We start from the raw sequence: 16,645 nt of genomic DNA on the forward strand, positions 1-16,645 counted from the left end.
TAGCAGGGTGAAACGAGAAAAGCTTCACGATCCGTGGTCTAACGATCGCCCTCCGGCGCTCCGGCCTGTCGCAACAATGTTCCGATCGACCGCCCTTCTATCGAGCAAAGGGCGACCACCCGGTCATAGACCCGTACCCGCCCGCTGCGGCCCCGCACCGCCGTGCACATTGCCGGGCGGCGCAGGGCGACGGCCTTGAGCGCAGCTTTCGCTCTGGCCCCTAGAGCGGCATGCAGCTCGGGGGCATCGAAGTCCGCCAGCCGGACCTCGATCCAAGTTCGTGGATCGGCGGACGCGCCGATGCAGAGGCTGTCTCCATCCCCAACGTAGCGCACGAAACCAGAGAAGGTGTGGCCTTCGCGCGTCGGCAGCGGGGCTGTGCAAGGGTCGGCGGCCGCTGGGCTCGCCAGCCCAACCCCAGCGAGTAGCGCGGCGCCGATGAGCGCTCCGCGATGGCTCACGCCGCCTGCTTCATCGGCCTGCGGCTCGGCTTTTTAGCCAGCATGGCGCGAGCGAACCTGTCCCAACGCGCCATTCCAGCTCGCTTTTCAGGCATATAGTTCCAGCGGTCGTAGCTCTTGGAGCTGACGTCCTGCAGGGCGTGATTCTGAATACGGTCCCGGATCTCCTTCGGGACCCCAGCCTTGCCCGACAGCGTCTTCCACGTCCGGCGTAGATCGCGATTGGTCACGACGGGGATGACGCCTCGATCGCGATGGCGCCACATGAACGCGTAAAGAGTACTGTGCGTGACCGGCTTCGATGGGTCCTTCGCCGACGGGAAGAACCACCCGTGCTCGTTGGGTTTGATGGAGTCGAGGAGCTCGGCAGCCAATGAGGGCACGGGGACAGCGTGCGGCTTGCTGTTCTTGGTCTTCGACCAGTCCAGGATGCGCTCGGCCGAGTCCCATTGATCCTTGTGCAGCCGGGCGATCTCCTCGACGCGCTGCCCCGTGAGCATAAGTATCTGCACCGCCCGGAGATAGGGAGGGTGCACAGGAGCATCGGGGCAGTCGAGCCACCGCCAGAGGCGGACAAACTCATCCTCGTCGAGCCAACGGGAGCCGACGACCTTCGGCTCCGTCGGGATGCCTGCCGCTGGATTATAGACGAGCCGGAAGCGGCGCGGGGATGCGTTGCGGTAATCGAACTCCGACTTCATGCCCCAGCTATAGGCCGCTCGGATGTAGCAGCGGACGTGATCCGCCATGGCGCGAGCACCCCGGTCGAAGATCGGCCGGAGGACCTCCGTCACCTCTTCGGGCTCGATCTCGCGGGCCAGACGGTTGCGACCCAAAGTGTCAGCGACCTTGTTCAAACCTTTCCCAGTCTCTTTCCAGGACGGTTTGCCCGCCTCCTTCAAGGAAGCGACGTACGCTTCGAAAAGGTCAGCGACGGTCCCGGGGCGCGTGTCCGTCGCGATCTTGATGCTCCGACCCTTCTGGATCGCGTCGGCATAGTCGCGCTTGAAGACCTCCCGCGCGACCGCCAGCGACATTGAGGGATAGTCGCCGAGCTTCGCCTTGATGCGTTTACCGTCCCGCCATTGCTGGGCCATCCACTCCGATAGCACTCGCTTCGGCATCGGCCGCAGAACCAGGACGAGGCGGCCGACGCCACGACCCTCTCCATCGGCGAGGGACTTCTGCTTCCCGGTCAGTTCGACTTCCTTGATGCTGCGGCGGATCGCACCGTCGGTGAGGCTGCCCATGCCACGTCTCCCGAAACTGAGGGCGGTAGTCAGTCGGTAATTGAGGTCGGAATGTCCTCTGATCCCCCAATTACCGCCCTCAGTTTGCCCCAGCTTGCGGCAGCTATTCAAGCTAAAAAAGCATTTTGTTTCAATGTGCGTAGGCGTGATCGAACGTGATCTTTTTAGGTCTAGTAGGATGGTTGTGGACGATGATGATGGCGGTGGCGTGGAGGTCGAGCGCGCGGCGGATGATCTCGCGGACATAGACGGCCGCCTCGTCGACCGAGCCTTCGGACATCTGCTCGTCGCGCAGCAGCACGTTCTTCGAATTGAGGTAGAGGATGCGGACCCGCTCGACCGGGTTATGCGCCATGTCGGCATGGAGATAGTCGAGCAGGGCCTGCCAGCTGCCGAGCAATGGCCGTGCCGCAACTTCGGATTTGAGGAGACGCAATGCCGAGGCCTGGGCGATCTTGAGCGCCGCCACCGCGCCTTCCGAGACGCCGCCGACCTTGGCGATCGTGCGGGCGTCGGCGGCGAGCAGGGCGCCATAGCTGCCGAATTCGTGGAGCAATCTCTTGGCCAGCGGCTTTGTGTCCCGCCGCGGGATCGCCAAGGCAAGGAGATATTCGACCAGTTCGTGATCGAGCAGCGCATCCGGCCCGCTTTCTAAGAGCCGTTTGCGGAGGCGTGCGCGGTGGCCGGTGCCGTCGGGAAGCTGGTCTGCCATAAAGGGGGATTAATCTTGCCCATGCGCTTAGGCAAACCGTAGCAAGGGAAAGTGACGGCTGCGGAACGTTGACGGCCCGGTGGAGTTTCAGGCGCGGTGGAAGAAGAGACGATCGAACGGAGGCGGAGGCCGGTGAAGCGCCTGATCGCGTTCGGCTTCGGCGTCCTGTTCCTCATCCTCTTCTCGGTCGTGTGGACGCTTCGCCGGCCGATCGCCACCGATTTCATCGACCGCGAGCTGGCAAGACGCGGGGTCCAGGCGAGCTACGAGCTGAAGCGGATAGGCTTCCGAACGCAACGGCTGGAAAATCTCGTGATCGGCGATCCCAAGCGGCCGGATCTCACCGCCCGTTGGGTCGAAGTCGAACTGAGCTGGGGTCTTCGCGCGCCCAAGGTGGGCCTGATCCGCGCGCGCGGCGTCCGGCTGATGGGCCGCATGGCGAAGGGAAAGCTGAGTTTCGGGCAGATCGACCGGCTGCTGCCGCCGCCCAGCGGGCTGCCCTTCCGCCTCCCGGATCAGAATGTCGACATTGCCGATGCTACGCTCAGCCTCGACGTGCCGGCAGGCAGGATCGGCGTCGCCATCGAGGGCAAGGGCAATCTCGCGAACGGATTCAGGGGCGAGATGGCGGCGGCGTCGCGCAGGCTTGCACTGGACACATGCCTGCTGAGCCGGCCGGCAGTGTCCTGGAACATCGCCATTTCCGATCTCCGGCCGCATTTACAGGGCCCCGCCCAGGCGGCCAGTCTGGCCTGCGGGGACGATCTCGCTCTCGAGCGACCGCAAATCAGGGTGGACGCCACCTTGGCCGAAGCGCTCGATGCCTGGCGTGGCAAGGCCTTTGTCACGCTGGAAACATTAAGGTTCGGCACCAACAACCTCGCGCGGGTCGGTGGCAGCCTGTCCTTCGACGGCAATATGAAGAGGACGCTGGGAACGGTCGAAATGGCTTCGTCCGAAGGGCGTCTCGGTGACTTCGATGCGGCCAGGATAATGATCGACGGGCGATATGCCGCTTCCCCTGCACAAGGATCGCTATCCCTCCTCGCCGACGCGCGCGGGCGGGGAATGTCCGGAGGCCGAAGCGTGGTCGGGCCTCTGGTCGCGGCCCTGTCCTCGGTCAGTGGCACTCCCGTCGGGCCGATCGCGGACGCGCTGGCCGGGTCGGTCACCAAGGCCTTTCGCCGTTTCGACATTGGTGGTTCGCTTCGCGTCGTCCATCGTCCCGCGGGCGGCGCCGTCCGCCTGGAAGAGGTGGAGGCGCGGAGCCGGAGCGGCGTCCGGCTCGCCGTTTCAGGCGGGGAAGGGATCAGCTTCTACTGGCCGAAAGGCCTGATCCAGGTCGACGGCGGTGTCGCCTTGTCCGGTGGCGGCCTGCCGAGCGCCAGATTCGACCTGAACCAGGCGCGCGGGGGGGGCGCCATCAGCGGCGTCGGCCGTGTTTCGCCGTTTACAGCGCGCGGTGCGCGTCTTGCCTTGGGTGAAATCAGGTTCACCGCCTCGTCCGGTGGGGCAACGCTCCTTCGGACCGTGGCAAGCATGGACGGCCCGATCGGCGATGGGCGTATCACGGGCTTGGTGGTTCCCGTGCGCGCCCGGTTCGGCGAAAGCGGCGGCTTCGCGTTCGGTGAAGATTGTATGACGATCGCATTCCGTCGCCTTGAACTGAGCGGCCTTCGTCTCGGGGCCACCCGGCTTCCGGTCTGCCCCAGCGGACGCGCGATCCTATGGAAAAGGGCCGGGGGAGAGGTTCAGGGTGGGGCCTTGATCCGTTCACCGCGCCTCGCCGGCCGGCTCGGCGACTCGCCGCTCAGCCTCACCGCCGATCGGTTTCGCTTCGGTCTCGCCGATTCGGCTTTCACGGGTGCCGATATCGCCGTCCGCTTGGGAAGCGCCGATGCCGTGAGCCGTCTCGATCTCGGAACATTGTCCGGGCGGTTCGGCCGCGACGGCGTGACCGGAGATTTTGCGGGCGCCGCCGGAAAACTCGCCAATGTTCCGCTGCTGATCAGCCAGGGTAAAGGGGATTGGCAGCTTCGAAAGAGCAAGCTTCTGGTCGGCGGCGGATTCCGAATTGCCGACGAGCAGCAACCGGTGCGCTTCCACCCGCTGGCGACCAGTGATTTCCGGCTGACCTTGATCGACGATCAGATCGTGGCCACCGCCGGGCTCCAGGATCCCAAGACGGGAACCCGGATCGCCATCGCCGACATCCGCCATTCATTGGGGACCGGCCGCGGCAAGGCGCTGATCGACGTGCCTGGCATTGCCTTCAACCCCAGCTATCAGCCCGAAGATCTGACGCCGCTCACCCTTGGCGTCATCTCGCTGGTCAAAGGGGTCCTCAAGGGCCGCGGCGAAATCGCCTGGGACGAGAAAGGGAGCAGCAGCAGCGGCACCTTCGGAACTGACGATATGGATCTCGCAGCCGCATTCGGACCGGTCGAGGGGCTGGCGACCCAAATCCATTTCACCGATTTGCTGGGCTTGGTCAGCGCGCCGGGACAGGAAGCGAAGGTCGATCTCGTCCGGACCGGATTGGACGTGCCCGACGGCCTGATCCGCTATCAGTTGCTGCCCGGTCTGCGCGTGCGCGTCGAGGGCGGGCGATGGCCCTTTTCCGGCGGGGAATTGCTGCTGGAGGAAACAATCCTCGATTTCAGCGCGCCGGACCAGGTCAAGAAGCTCACCTTCCGCGTCGTCGGCCTCGATGCCGCTTCCTTCGTCCAGATGATGGAATTCAGCAACATCAACGCAACCGGAACGTTCGACGGGGTGGTGCCGATGATCTTCGACAAGGATGGCGGGCGGATCGTCGACGGCCGTCTCGATGCGCGGACCGAAGGCGGCACGTTATCCTATGTCGGCGAACTCAGCGACCGCGATCTCGGGGCTTATGGCAAGCTTGCCTTCGACGCCCTGAAGTCGTTGCGCTACAACAAGCTCAACATGGGCTTGTCGGGCTCACTCGACGGCGAGTTTATCACCACCGTGGAACTGGACGGCGTCGCCCGCAATCCATCCCTGGTGACGAAGGGGGGCGGCATCAAGGGGATGGTCGTAGGCCGCGCGCTCGGCCAGCTCGCCAAGATCCCGTTCGAGTTCAACATCACCATAAAGGGCCCGTTCCGGAGCCTGTTTGCAACCGCCCGTTCCTTCGAGGATCCCAGCAACCTCATCCTCCTGCTCCTTCCGGAAGAGCTGGAGAAGAGAATAGGGGCCTTGACCGTTCAGCCTAAGGAAAGCGAGACTGTGAGATGAAGGTGGCGATATTGACGAGATGGTCTCGCGGTGCGAGGCAAGGTGCGATGGAAAAGGCCAGGTGCCTGCTTGCCGCGCCGATGCTCGCGGCTCTGGCCGGATGCGTGCAGGTTGCCGCGCCGGACAAGCCGATCGAGATCAACCTCAACATCAATATCAGGCAAGAGGTTCTCCTGCGTCTCCAACAGGACGCGAAAGAGCTGATTGAACAAAATGAGGACATATTCTGATGAGCCGACGCATGAAACTGATCCTCGCATTGGGCATCGGCCTTGCCGCGGTCACAGGCGGCGCCGCTTATGCGTTCGTTCAAGGCGGCGACGAAGCCTCGCAGTTGCGTGCCACCGGCCAGGTCGGCGAGCAGTGGGACGGTTATCTCGGTATCGTCGGTTCCGCCTCGGCCGAATTGCGCGCTCGGGTGGACGCCATCAATATTCGGCGCCGGGCCGTCTATACGGAACGGGCCGCGGCTCGGCAGGCGACGATCGAAGCGATGGCCGTTTCGGCCGGATGCGAGCTTCTTTCCAGCCGGGTCGGCCCGGGCCAATATTATCGTCTCCCGGACGGCAGCTGGCATCAGCGCCAGGGCAATGGCCCGGTCCAGCTGCCGAGCAACTGCCCGTCCTGATCGGTCCTGCCCGGGCAGTCGCCCGGCAGGTTTTGCCGCAGTGCAGCGACATGTTGACTTGATCGCCCCCCCTTCCTAAAGGGGCGGCGCCTTGGCGGGTTCGTTTCGCCGGCATGTCCCACGCCCTCAATGCACCGCGCCCTGGCACGGTCGCACATGGAAGACTGGCATGACGGAAAATGAGCCTCGACAGGACCCTGAGCTTTCCCAGGATGCGCGGCTTTCTTCGCTCGATGAGCGGCTGAGAGATGCTAGGCTGGCGGAAGCGAAGCGGACCATAATCGCGAAGCCCGATGCCAATTACCGGCAGGGCATGCGGGTCCTGGGCGAGTTGTTGGGGGCTCCGTTCGGCGGCGCGGTCATCGGCCTGGTGCTCGACCGCTGGCTGGGGACGGAGCATTGGCTGCTGCTGGTGCTGCTCGTTTTCGGGTTCGGCATCGGCATCAGGAATGTGATTCGGATTTCCAAGACGCCCCCGGGCAGTGGCCCGGGCGCAAGCTAGACGGAGAAAGTTCGCGCGTGGCTGCCGAAGGCAAGATCAATCCGATGCACCAGTTCACGATCAATCAGATCGGTCCGAAACTGGAGATAGCCGGTTATAATATCAGCTTCACCAACAGTGCGCTGTGGATGGTCCTTGCGCTTGTGGTGATCTGGCTGTTCATGCTTGGCGGCATGAAGCGTGAATTGGTGCCGGGCCGCTGGCAAATGGCGGTGGAGGGCGTGACCGGCTTCATTCGCAATATGATCGACACCAATATCGGTCCCGAAGGGCGGCGGTATACGCCCTATCTCTTTTCCCTGTTCACCTTCATCCTGATCTCGAACCTTCTCGGCATGCTGCCGCTGGCGATCGTTCCCGGTTTCCACGCTTTCACCACTACCAGCCATTTCAGCATCACCGGCCTGCTTGCGCTGATGAGCTTCGCGATCGTGCTGGTCGTCGGCTTCTGGCGGCACGGTTTTCACTTCTTTGCCCTGTTCCTTCCGAAAGGGACGCCGGCCTTCATGGTTCCGGTGATCATTCCGATCGAAATCATTTCCTTCCTGGTGCGCCCGTTCAGCCTGCTGCTGCGGTTGTTCGTGGCGATGATTTCCGGCCACATCTTGATGGAGGTCTTTTCGAGCTTCATCGTGAACGGTCTAGGTTCGAGCAGCGCGATCGGCTTTGGGGTCAGCTTGCTCAGCTTCGTGTTCATCGTCGGCATCGGCGCGCTCGAGATCCTGGTCTGCGCCCTTCAGGCCTATGTTTTCGCCCTATTGACCTCGCTCTATCTGAACGATGCGATCAATCTTCACTGACACCGGAATTATCAAAGGAGTTTAAGCATGGATTTCGAATCTGCAAAAGTGATCGGCGCGGGCCTTGCTGCGATCGGTACCGGCGTTGCCGCCATCGGCGTGGGCTCGCTGTTCGGCCAATTCCTGTCGGGCGCGTTGCGCAACCCGGCGGCGGCTGACGGTCAGCAGGGTCGGCTGTTCCTGGGCTTCGCCCTCACCGAGTTGCTCGGCCTGATGGCGTTCACCGTCGCGCTGCTTCTCCTCTTCGTCCTCTAAGCCATGCCGGCGGGCGCGTCTTCGGGCGCGTCCCCGCCGGACAGGATGAACCATGCCTCAGCTTGCCCAACTTCCCGAATTCTTCTGGTCGCAGTTTTTCTGGCTGGCCGTGGTCTTCGGCATTCTCTTCTTCGCTATCGGTCGCGGAATGCTTCCGAAAATCGAGGCGGTTGTCGATGCCCGTGACGCCAAGCTCACCGAAGATCTCGCGGCTGCGGAGCGAGCCCGCGCCCAGGCCGATGAGGCCGAGGAGGCCTATCGCGCTCGCCTCGAGGCGAGCCGGGCCGAGGCGCTGCGTGTGACCCAGGCATCCAAGGAGGGCGCCGTACGGGAAACCGAGGGGCGCGTGAAGGAGGTGGACTTGGAGATTGCGGAGAAGACCGCTGCTGCCGAGAGACGCATCCATGAGGCGAGCGGCGCCGCGATGAAGGAAATCGAGGCAGTCGCCGCCGAGCTCGCGCAGGATCTTGTGGCGAAGCTGGGCGGTATCGAGGTCACCAAGGACCGAGCCTCCAAGGCAGTAAAGGCAGCGATGCATGGCTGAACATCCAGTGACCGCCAGTCCGGTCCACGGAGAGACCGTCGCGGGGACCGAGGTGCATGGCGCCGGCCACGCTCCCGAACCTGAATTCCTGGGACTCGGCCCGGCCTGGTTCGTCTCGGCAGCGATGGTCGCGGTGTTCCTGATCCTGATCTGGAAAAAGGTGCCCGGCGCCATCGGCGCTGCGCTCGACAAGAAGATCGCCGGGATCCGCGACCAGCTCGCGGAAGCCGAGCAGCTTCGGACCGAGGCCGAGGCGCTGAAGGCAGAATATCTGGCCAAGGCGGCCGCCGCCGACGCGGAAGCGGCCGTCATGATCGAGCGGGCGCGGAACGAAGCCCAGGCAATCGTCGAGCAGGCGCGCACCGACACCGCCGGTCTGATCGAGCGCCGGACCCGGATCGCCGAGGACAAGATTGCCGCCGCGGAACGCGCGGCGGTCGACGAGGTACGCGCCAAGGCGGCCGATGCCGCCGTCGCCGCGGCCGCTCGGATCATCGCCGAGGATCTGGGCGGTGCTGCCGACCGCAAGATGGTCGACCAGACCATTTCCGGTCTGGGCCGCGCCCACTGATCTTGCCAGCCACCATCCCGGCGAGACGCTCGGGGTGGTGGCGTTGCGATTCACTTCCCAGACCTTGATCGTTTCAGATTGAATCGATCTGAACGTGGATCGTGCTCTAAACATTTGAATAGAGCCTGATTCACGTCATGAGCGAAAGCGCGAAGCGCTTCCACTTCAAACGGTCAGGCTCTAGATCAACGGCGTGACCCAGCCGCCGACCGATCGCTTCAGCGAAGAAAAATCCGCTTATACCGTTCGGGGTACAGACAAACCCGATATCGAGGCGGGGATTGCCGCGATCCGCAACGTGGTGAAGACGCTGCCGGCGCGACCGGGCGTCTACAGGATGCTCGATGCGCGTGGCGAGGTTCTCTATGTCGGCAAGGCTCGGGCGCTCAGGAACCGGGTCACCAACTATACCCAGGTTCCGCGGCTGACCAAACGGTTGCAGCGCATGGTCGCCCAGACGAGGGCGATGACGATCGTTACCACCAATACAGAGGCCGAGGCTCTGTTGCTCGAAGCGCAGCTGATCAAGCGCTACCGCCCGCCTTACAATGTGCTGCTGCGCGACGACAAAAGCTTCCCCTTCATCCTGCTCCGCGAGGATCATGCCTTTCCCAGGGTGCAGAAGCATCGCGGCGCCCGGCGCGCCAAGGGCCAATATTATGGGCCGTTCGCCAGTGCCGGATCGGTGACGCGGACGTTGAATGCGCTCCAGAAACTGTTCCTGCTGAGGAGCTGCTCGGACAGCTTTTTCGCCAATCGGTCGCGGCCCTGCCTGCTCTACCAGATCCGCCGATGCTCGGCGCCATGTGTCGGTCGGATCGACGAGGCGGGCTATGGCGAGTTGGTGGGCGATGCGAAGGCCTTCCTGGGCGGCAAATCGACCCAGGTCCAGGCCAAGCTCGGCAAGCTCATGAGCCAGGCGGCCGAGGCGATGGATTTCGAGCTGGCGGCCGTTTATCGCGACCGCCTGCGCGCGCTGACCTTCATTCAGGGGACGCAGACGATCCACGCCGAGGGCCTGGGCGATGCCGACATCTTCGCGCTCGCCTGCAAAGGCGGCATCATGTGCATCCAGGCCTTCTTCATCCGCGGCGGCAACAATTGGGGTCACCGCAGTTTCTTCCCGGCCCATACGAGCGACGTGCCGGAAGATGAGGTTTTATCGAGCTTTCTCGTTCAATTTTACGAAGAGGTGCCGCCGCCGCGTCTGATCCTTCTGGATCGGGTGCTGCCCGAAGCCGATTTGCTTTGCGAGGCTTTGGGCGCGCGCGCGGGCCGCAAGGTGGCGTTGAAGGTCCCGCAGCGGGGCGACCAGGCGAAGATGATCCGGCAGGCCCAGCGCAATGCCGAAGAAGCGCTCGACAGGCACCTGGCCGAAACCAGCACCCAGAATCGCAATCTCCGGGATCTGGCGGAGACGTTCGGACTCGAAGGGCCGCCCAGCCGGATCGAAGTCTATGACAACAGTCACATCATGGGCACCAACGCCATAGGCGCGATGATCGTCGCCGGTCCCGAGGGCTTGCGCAAGAACAGCTACCGCAAGTTCAACATCAAGCGTGCCGAAACAGTGCCGGGCGACGATTTCGCAATGATGCGTGAAGTGCTGAGCCGCCGCTTCGCCCGGCTCGAGAAGGAGGATCCGGATCGGACCCAGGGAGACTGGCCCGATCTGCTGCTGATCGATGGGGGCAAGGGGCAATTGAGCGCCGTGTGCGAGACGCTGGAGAATGCCGGGATTCACGACGTGCCGGTGGTCGCAATCTCGAAGGGGCCGGACCGCAATGCCGGGCGTGAAGTCTTCCATCTGCCGGGTGGAAATGAGATCATGCTGCCGCCAAATTCGCCGCTCTTATTCTATCTGCAGCGTTTGCGGGACGAAGCCCACCGCTTCGCGATCGGCGCCCACCGGCAGAAAAGGGCGAAGAGCTTCGCGGCCAATCCGCTGGATGATATTCCGGGTATTGGTCCCAGCCGAAAACGCGCCCTGCTCATGCATTTCGGAACCGCACGGGCCGTTCGGGGCGCGGCATTGGAAGACCTGGAAAAAGCCCCCGGCATCTCCAAGGCGATGGCGCGGAGCATCCACGACCATTTCCACCCGCGCGGATGACGTTCGGCGGGCGAGGCCTGACATTGGAATAGAGACGCCCTTATTTGCCTAAAGCCCTCGCGCGACGGATGGCGCGGAAGGCGAGCGACTTGCCGACATTTCTCTCCGGGAATTGAGCGGGCGAGGCCGGCTCCAGGCCGGCGCTGCGCAGAAGATGGTTCAATCCCCGCGCATCCGCTTCTTCATAGCTCCACTGCGAGCGCCATGTGATCGAGAAGCTGATTGACGGCGCGTCGCCATTCTTGACCCAATGGGGGCGTTTGACCGGGACGTGCACCGCATCCCCGGGCTGGAGGTCGAATATTTCGCCATGGCCCATGAATTCGTCGCGCCAGTCCAGATTTCGATGGCCGCCGACATGATAGGCTTCATGTTTTTCTGCGGGGACGATCGTCTCATCGCCTGGGAAGATGGTCATTTTCTTGGAACCCCGGATCTGCAGCAGCACATTATGCTCGGGATCCATATGAAAGGGCGTCACGGCGCCAGGCGAGGAGATGAAGATGAAGCCCAATTTGGTGAGCATCTTCCCCGAAACGGGTTCCACCGCCGCCGCAAGTTCGGCGAGGATTTGCTCCAGCAATGCGCCGTAGGCGGGATCCTCGTTCACGTTCTTGAGGACCATCCAGCTGCCGCACTCCTCGATCCGGCGAATGGTTTCCTGGGGTGAAAGCCCGGTATGCGGGACGTCCTGCGGGTCGACCCCGATCGGAAGGTCTCCTGCATTATATTCGACATTGCCGGGGTCGAGCCGCCCGGCGAGTCCGACGAGGGCCTCCAGGGCGAGCAGTTCGTGATCCAGCAGTCGATGCGACAGCTTGCCCGGCACATTCGGGTAGAGAGCCGCAAACCGATCCATGTCGTCGGGTGCGAAGAAGTTCATAGCGTCGCGTCCAGAATGTCCCCAAGAGGATAAGGTCTGTACGGGAAAGACGTAGCCAATCTGTTACCATGTGATCGGCAGCAGGGAGAAGGATGAGGATCGAGACGCAGGCCATCGTCCTCGCCGTGCGGACCCATGGCGAGCATGGCGCGATCGCGCGGCTGCTGACTCCCGCCGACGGCGTACAGCCCGGTTACGTTCGCGGCGGCCGCTCCCGGCGCCTGCGACCGATCCTGCTGCCCGGCAACATCGTTCAGGCCGATTATCGCGCGCGCACGGAGGAGCAGCTGGCGCAGCTCAGCGTCGAGCTCATCGCCAGCCGCGGCCCCCTGCTTGCGGAGCCGCTCGCGGCCGCGGCGATCGATTGGGCCACCGCCCTAGCCGCCACGACCCTTCCGGAAGGCCAGGCCTATCCGCGCCTCTATGAAGCCCTGGACGGACTTCTGTCCGCGGTGGAAGCGGCGCCCAGCGCCAGCGGATGGGCATCGGCACTGGTCCGCTACGAGCTTCTGGTGCTGAACGAACTCGGCTTCGGTCTCGACCTCGGCGAGTGCGCAGCCACGGGCCGGACGGAGGATCTTGCTTATGTAAGTCCAAGAAGCGGGCGCGCCGTCAGCCGCGAGGCCGCGGGTGATTATCGTGACAAATTATTCCCTTTGCCGCCGTTCCTCACGGCTGGCGGCAATGGCAGCTGGCAGGACGTTCATGCCGGCCTGCGCATCACGGGCCATTTCCTGTCCCGCGACATATTAATCGAAAGGCAATCGGACGTGTTGGCCGCCCGCGACCGGCTGATCGACCGGCTCAAGCGCATGAAGGCCTGACGCATGCTCGCATGCCCTGATCGGGGCGCGGGGGTGGCGCGACGATGCATCGATGCTACATTGCTTCGGACAGCGGCCGGACGGCGATGCGGTGCGTACGGGGGAGGGGGCGTGTCGGAAAAAGCGATGGTGACGATGGGCGGGCACAGCCTGTGCTGATTGCTCAGATCACCGACATTCATTTGGGCTTCCGGCCCGGTGGGTGCGAGGAACCGAACCGCCGACGCTTCGACAAGGCAATCGAGGCGCTCCGATGCATGCAGGCGCGTCCCGACCTGCTGCTGGTGACGGGCGACATTCTCGATTCCAAGGGCGATGCCGGCCTTTATGGCGCGTTCCGCGAGGCTGTGGCCGACCTTCCTTTCCCGGTTCACCCCCTGATCGGCAACCATGATCAGCGTTCCGGCTTTCTCGAGCATTTCCCGGATCTGGCCGCGGAGAACGGCTTCGTCCAATATGCGATCGAGGATTATGATCTCCGCATCCTGATCCTGGATACGGTGGAAGAGGGGCGGCATGCCGGCGCCTATTGCGAGAGGCGTGCCGCCTGGCTCCGGAGCCAACTCGACGCGCAGCCCGAACGCCCGACTTTGATCGCCTTCCACCATCCGCCGGTCGGGACCGGACTGAGCTGGATGAAGGAGGATCCAGGGGCCGATTGGATCGCCTTGCTCCGTTCCGTGGTCGAACCGCGTGACAATATCGCCGGCCTTTTATGCGGCCATCTTCATCGACCGGTGGTAACGCGCTGGGCCGGGACGATGCTTGTCATCTGCCCGGCGACGGCGCCCCTGGTGGCGCTCGATCTCGGCCCCATCGATCTCGATCGGCCCGACGAGCGGCCGATGATCGTCGATGACGGCCCTTATTTTGCGCTTCACGCATGGGATGGGCGAAGCCTGTTCTCGCACTTCGACATCGCCCGCGAACTGCCGGTGCTGGCGCGCTTCGGCCCGGAGATGCAGCCATTCCTCAAGATGCTGGCAAGGGAAAGGAATGGGCCCGGACGCAGTTCCTGAATGGAAACGCGAAAAGGACCTCAGTGGACGGCGAACCAGTGCGACAGTCTCGTCCGGAGTGAACCTCGTTCACGGTTCAAGGCCGGTACCCAGCTCTCCTCATGGCTCTCCGGCTCGGCTGGCTCGGTCGAATAAAGCTGGAGCTGTTCAGGCAGTTTCGGCCTGAGGATCATCGTCTCGCGGCCGCGCACGATATCTTCGGCGGCACGCAGCGCACGCACCAGGTCTTCCTCCTGGAACGGCTTGTGCAGGCAGCCGATGGCAAGATCGGGTACCGGGAAGGCTGGGGCCTTGCCTGTGGTGAATAGGCAGGGCACGCCGATTTCGTGCAGCTTGGCGGCGACGCTGTAGCCGCTGGTGGCATTGGCGAGTTGAAGATCCACCAGCGCGAGATCGGGCCGCTTTTCTTCCACCGCCTGCATCGCGCTGTCGGGATCGTCGGCGATGGCGGTCACCTTATACATTGGATTGAGTTCGACAAGATGTTTGAGCGTCGTCGCCAGTAAGGGTTCGTCTTCGACGATCAGAATATTCAACATCTGCTTCAATCCCCGTCACCCCGACTGAACGGATGCTTGCTCAAAAATTCGGGCAACGCCATGCCCTGAAGGGAAAATTTGCGCCGAACGATTCCGATCCTGCGCCGAAACGAATGGATTATGCGTTCAAGAGCCGCATTTCGGCGCCGCCTGGGCGTCAATCGAGAGATTGTAACAAGAAATCAAAGATGGTCGGATGCTTGCGCCGCCCAGGCTCTATTCAAATGTTTAGGCCTTCATTCATGTTTCAGGCCGATTCAATCTGGAACGATCATGGTCACGTCAAGTCGGCAGCAATTCCGATGCTATCCTTCTTCGGCAGTCGAGCGCCAATTAGGGTCCGGACCCTAATTCGCCCCGCTTGATGACATTGGCCAAGGCGGCACCCAAAGAGTCCGCCCCATAGGGTTTGTGAATCATTTGGAACGCGTCAGCGGCGCCGCTGGTGACTTCCTCGCTATATCCGGTGGCGAGCAATACGGGCAGATGAGGCATGCGCTCATGGAGATTACGCGCCAGCTCCAGGCCGCCCAGACCCGGCATGACGATATCCGAAAAGACGGCATCGACCGGCCGTCGGTCCAGCAGTTCCAGAGCTTCTTCCGCCGATCCTGCGCCGATGACTTCATATTGCAGATCGGCCAGCAGATTCTGGGCAAATTCCCGGACGTGATCATTGTCCTCGACGACAAGAACGGTCTTGCCGTTCCCGCAGATGGTGAGATCCTGCTGCTTGGCTGACTTTGTCTCCGCCTTGGACGAGCGGGGGAGATAGATCCTGATCGTCGTGCCGCGCCCCGCTTTCGAATCTATCTCCGCTTTTCCACCCGATTGCGCGGCAAAGCCGTGGATCTGTGAAAGGCCCAGGCCCGTTCCCTTGCCGACCGGCTTGGTGGTGAAGAAAGGCTCGAAGGCGCGCTCGGCGATTTCGGCCGGCATGCCATGGCCGGTGTCGTGCAGGGCAATGCAGATCAGATCCCCTTGCTCCCCCGGCACGTTGCGCGTGGCAATGGTGAGCTCGCCCCCATCGGGCATGGCATCGCGGGCGTTGATCGCCGCATTCAGGAGCGCCGTTTCCAATTGCGTGGAATCCGCCTCGACCAGCCATAGGGAAGGCGCCAGATCCAGCTTGACTTCGACGCGCCCGCCGAGCGTTCTCGTCAGCACCTCCGCCAGGGCGTCCAGCCGTATGTTGAGATCGATGACCTCCGGCTTTAGCGGCTGCCGGCGGCCGAAGGCGAGAAGGTGGCTGGTCAACGTGGCGGCGCGATCCGCCGTCTCGATGATTGCGGACAGATAGCGCTCGGTCTTCTCCGGGCCGAGATCGGGCCGGCGGAGCAGATCAGCGGAACCGCGGATCACCGTCATGAGATTGTTGAAATCATGGGCGATGCCGCCGGTCAGCTCGCCGAGCGCCTGCAGCTTTTGCGACTGGAACAAGGCGGCGCGTGCATCCTCCAATTCCCGTTGCGCGCGGCGGTTCTCGGTGATGTCGCGCGTGATCTTCGCGAAACCGATATGCTCTCCCGTGTCGGCCCGGATCGGATCGATCACGACATGCGCACAAAAGCGGCTGCCATCCTTGCGCAGCCGCCAGCCTTCCGCTTCATATCTGCCTTCGCGCAGGGCCGTTGCGAGGGCGCGTGCGGGCAAGCCGCTTTCGCGATCTTCCAGCGTGTAGAAACGGGAGAAATGCTGGCCGACAATCTCCGCGGCCGAATAGCCCTTGATCGCCTCCGCACCATTATTCCAGTTGGTGATGAGGCCGCCGGGGTCCAGCATGTAGAGGGCATAATCCCGCACCCCCTGAACGAGCATGCGAAACCTCTGTTCGCTTTCGAAGAGCCGTTGTTCGGCGGCTTTCTTCTCGGTGATGTCGCGCGTGATCTTCGCATAGCCGATCAGCTGTCCCGTCCCGTCGCGGATCGGATCGATGATGGCATTCGCCCAGAAGCGGCTGCCGTCCTTGCGGATGCGCCAGCCTTCGGCTTCGAAGCGGCCTTGCTGCGCCGCGGTCTGCAGCGCGCGCTGGGCCAAGCCGCCCAACCGATCCTCTTCGGTGAAGAAGCGCGAGTAATGCTGGCCGATAATCTCTTCGGCCTCATAGCCCTTGAAGCGCTTGGCGCCCGAGTTCCAGCTGATCACGTGGCCTTCGAGATCCAGCATGTAGATCGCATAATCGGTGACGGAGTTGATCAGCAGCTGGAAGCGCTGCTCGTCGAGGGGGATTTTTGACGAGGCTTTGGCCATGGACTTCCTGCACTGGGACGAGAATCGCCCCGT

17 protein-coding genes are annotated in these 16,645 nt (G+C 63.1%); 11 read left to right on the top strand and 6 right to left on the bottom strand.

Annotated elements, in window-relative coordinates; translation table 11 throughout:
* Positions 1-38: 38 nt before the first annotated feature.
* The 3 genes from RQX22_RS15885 to RQX22_RS15895 all read right to left on the bottom strand — a co-directional run bounded on the left by RQX22_RS15885 (position 39) and on the right by RQX22_RS15895 (position 2,423).
* Positions 39-461 carry a nuclease gene (locus RQX22_RS15885; RefSeq protein WP_315727616.1) on the bottom strand — a complete coding sequence of 141 codons (423 nt, stop codon included), beginning with the start codon at positions 459-461 and terminating at the stop codon, positions 39-41.
* Entirely contained in the window at positions 458-1,711 is a 1,254-nt protein-coding gene (locus tag RQX22_RS15890) for a tyrosine-type recombinase/integrase (RefSeq protein ID WP_315727618.1), read from the bottom strand. Before RQX22_RS15890 ends, RQX22_RS15885 begins: the two co-directional genes overlap by 4 nt.
* Positions 1,712-1,841: 130 nt before the next feature.
* Entirely contained in the window at positions 1,842-2,423 is a 582-nt protein-coding gene (locus RQX22_RS15895) for a JAB domain-containing protein (protein ID WP_315727620.1), read from the bottom strand.
* 132 nt (positions 2,424-2,555) lie between these two features.
* Here RQX22_RS15895 and RQX22_RS15900 point away from each other — a divergent pair, with 132 nt between their 5' ends.
* The 9 genes from RQX22_RS15900 (at position 2,556) to uvrC (ending at position 11,097) form a co-directional block, all read left to right on the top strand.
* Entirely contained in the window at positions 2,556-5,684 is a 3,129-nt protein-coding gene (locus RQX22_RS15900) for an intermembrane phospholipid transport protein YdbH family protein (protein ID WP_315727622.1), read from the top strand.
* A 47-nt stretch (positions 5,685-5,731) separates the two neighbouring features.
* Positions 5,732-5,914, top strand: a complete 183-nt coding sequence (locus RQX22_RS15905; RefSeq protein WP_315727624.1) for a YnbE family lipoprotein — start codon at positions 5,732-5,734, stop codon at positions 5,912-5,914.
* The gene (locus RQX22_RS15910; protein ID WP_315727626.1) at positions 5,914-6,312 is read left to right on the top strand and encodes a YdbL family probable chaperone protein; all 399 of its coding nucleotides are present in this window, start codon (positions 5,914-5,916) and stop codon (positions 6,310-6,312) included. Before RQX22_RS15905 ends, RQX22_RS15910 begins: the two co-directional genes overlap by 1 nt.
* A 169-nt stretch (positions 6,313-6,481) precedes the next feature.
* Complete coding sequence (locus RQX22_RS15915) at positions 6,482-6,814, top strand: AtpZ/AtpI family protein (protein WP_315727628.1); 333 nt, start codon at positions 6,482-6,484, stop codon at positions 6,812-6,814.
* A gap of 17 nt (positions 6,815-6,831) precedes the next feature.
* Positions 6,832-7,614 carry a F0F1 ATP synthase subunit A gene (locus tag RQX22_RS15920; RefSeq protein ID WP_315727630.1) on the top strand — a complete coding sequence of 261 codons (783 nt, stop codon included), beginning with the start codon at positions 6,832-6,834 and terminating at the stop codon, positions 7,612-7,614.
* A 27-nt stretch (positions 7,615-7,641) separates the two neighbouring features.
* Entirely contained in the window at positions 7,642-7,869 is a 228-nt protein-coding gene (locus RQX22_RS15925) for a F0F1 ATP synthase subunit C (RefSeq protein WP_315727632.1), read from the top strand.
* A gap of 52 nt (positions 7,870-7,921) precedes the next feature.
* Positions 7,922-8,413: a F0F1 ATP synthase subunit B family protein gene (locus RQX22_RS15930; RefSeq protein WP_315727634.1), complete on the top strand. Its 492-nt coding sequence runs from the start codon at positions 7,922-7,924 to the stop codon at positions 8,411-8,413.
* Positions 8,406-8,984, top strand: coding sequence for a F0F1 ATP synthase subunit B family protein (locus RQX22_RS15935; RefSeq protein WP_315727635.1), 579 nt, complete (start codon positions 8,406-8,408; stop codon positions 8,982-8,984). Before RQX22_RS15930 ends, RQX22_RS15935 begins: the two co-directional genes overlap by 8 nt.
* Before the next feature lie 193 nt (positions 8,985-9,177).
* Complete coding sequence (uvrC, locus tag RQX22_RS15940; RefSeq protein WP_315727637.1) at positions 9,178-11,097, top strand: excinuclease ABC subunit UvrC; 1,920 nt, start codon at positions 9,178-9,180, stop codon at positions 11,095-11,097.
* 40 nt (positions 11,098-11,137) lie between these two features.
* Here the strand turns inward: uvrC and RQX22_RS15945 are convergent, their stop codons facing one another.
* Positions 11,138-11,980, bottom strand: a complete 843-nt coding sequence (locus tag RQX22_RS15945) for a transcriptional regulator (RefSeq protein ID WP_315727639.1) — start codon at positions 11,978-11,980, stop codon at positions 11,138-11,140.
* 92 nt (positions 11,981-12,072) lie between these two features.
* Here RQX22_RS15945 and recO point away from each other — a divergent pair, with 92 nt between their 5' ends.
* Complete coding sequence (gene recO / locus RQX22_RS15950; RefSeq protein ID WP_315727640.1) at positions 12,073-12,804, top strand: DNA repair protein RecO; 732 nt, start codon at positions 12,073-12,075, stop codon at positions 12,802-12,804.
* Between the two features lie 152 nt (positions 12,805-12,956).
* The gene (locus RQX22_RS15955) at positions 12,957-13,823 is read left to right on the top strand and encodes a phosphodiesterase (protein WP_315727642.1); all 867 of its coding nucleotides are present in this window, start codon (positions 12,957-12,959) and stop codon (positions 13,821-13,823) included.
* A 20-nt stretch (positions 13,824-13,843) separates the two neighbouring features.
* Here the strand turns inward: RQX22_RS15955 and RQX22_RS15960 are convergent, their stop codons facing one another.
* Together RQX22_RS15960 and RQX22_RS15965 are read right to left on the bottom strand one after the other, a co-directional pair.
* Entirely contained in the window at positions 13,844-14,362 is a 519-nt protein-coding gene (locus tag RQX22_RS15960; RefSeq protein ID WP_315727643.1) for a LytR/AlgR family response regulator transcription factor, read from the bottom strand.
* A 333-nt stretch (positions 14,363-14,695) separates the two neighbouring features.
* The gene (locus tag RQX22_RS15965; RefSeq protein ID WP_315727645.1) at positions 14,696-16,612 is read right to left on the bottom strand and encodes a hybrid sensor histidine kinase/response regulator; all 1,917 of its coding nucleotides are present in this window, start codon (positions 16,610-16,612) and stop codon (positions 14,696-14,698) included.
* Positions 16,613-16,645 lie beyond the last annotated feature (33 nt).

It is taken from the genome of Sphingosinicella rhizophila (assembly GCF_032378825.1).
GTDB classification, from domain to species: domain Bacteria; phylum Pseudomonadota; class Alphaproteobacteria; order Sphingomonadales; family Sphingomonadaceae; genus Allosphingosinicella; species Allosphingosinicella rhizophila.

Excerpts from the sequence above, each read along its gene's own strand:
- RQX22_RS15890 (WP_315727618.1), bottom strand. The coding sequence starts at position 1,711 with ATGGGCAGCCTCACCGACGGTGCGATCCGCCGCAGCATCAAGGAAGTC.
- RQX22_RS15895 (WP_315727620.1), bottom strand. The coding sequence starts at position 2,423 with ATGGCAGACCAGCTTCCCGACGGCACCGGCCACCGCGCACGCCTCCGC.
- RQX22_RS15905 (WP_315727624.1), top strand. The coding sequence starts at position 5,732 with ATGGAAAAGGCCAGGTGCCTGCTTGCCGCGCCGATGCTCGCGGCTCTG.
- RQX22_RS15910 (WP_315727626.1), top strand. The coding sequence starts at position 5,914 with ATGAGCCGACGCATGAAACTGATCCTCGCATTGGGCATCGGCCTTGCC.
- RQX22_RS15915 (WP_315727628.1), top strand. The coding sequence starts at position 6,482 with ATGACGGAAAATGAGCCTCGACAGGACCCTGAGCTTTCCCAGGATGCG.
- RQX22_RS15925 (WP_315727632.1), top strand. The coding sequence starts at position 7,642 with ATGGATTTCGAATCTGCAAAAGTGATCGGCGCGGGCCTTGCTGCGATC.
- RQX22_RS15930 (WP_315727634.1), top strand. The coding sequence starts at position 7,922 with ATGCCTCAGCTTGCCCAACTTCCCGAATTCTTCTGGTCGCAGTTTTTC.
- RQX22_RS15935 (WP_315727635.1), top strand. The coding sequence starts at position 8,406 with ATGGCTGAACATCCAGTGACCGCCAGTCCGGTCCACGGAGAGACCGTC.
- RQX22_RS15945 (WP_315727639.1), bottom strand. The coding sequence starts at position 11,980 with ATGAACTTCTTCGCACCCGACGACATGGATCGGTTTGCGGCTCTCTAC.
- recO (WP_315727640.1), top strand. The coding sequence starts at position 12,073 with ATGAGGATCGAGACGCAGGCCATCGTCCTCGCCGTGCGGACCCATGGC.
- RQX22_RS15960 (WP_315727643.1), bottom strand. The coding sequence starts at position 14,362 with ATGTTGAATATTCTGATCGTCGAAGACGAACCCTTACTGGCGACGACG.
- RQX22_RS15965 (WP_315727645.1), bottom strand. The coding sequence starts at position 16,612 with ATGGCCAAAGCCTCGTCAAAAATCCCCCTCGACGAGCAGCGCTTCCAG.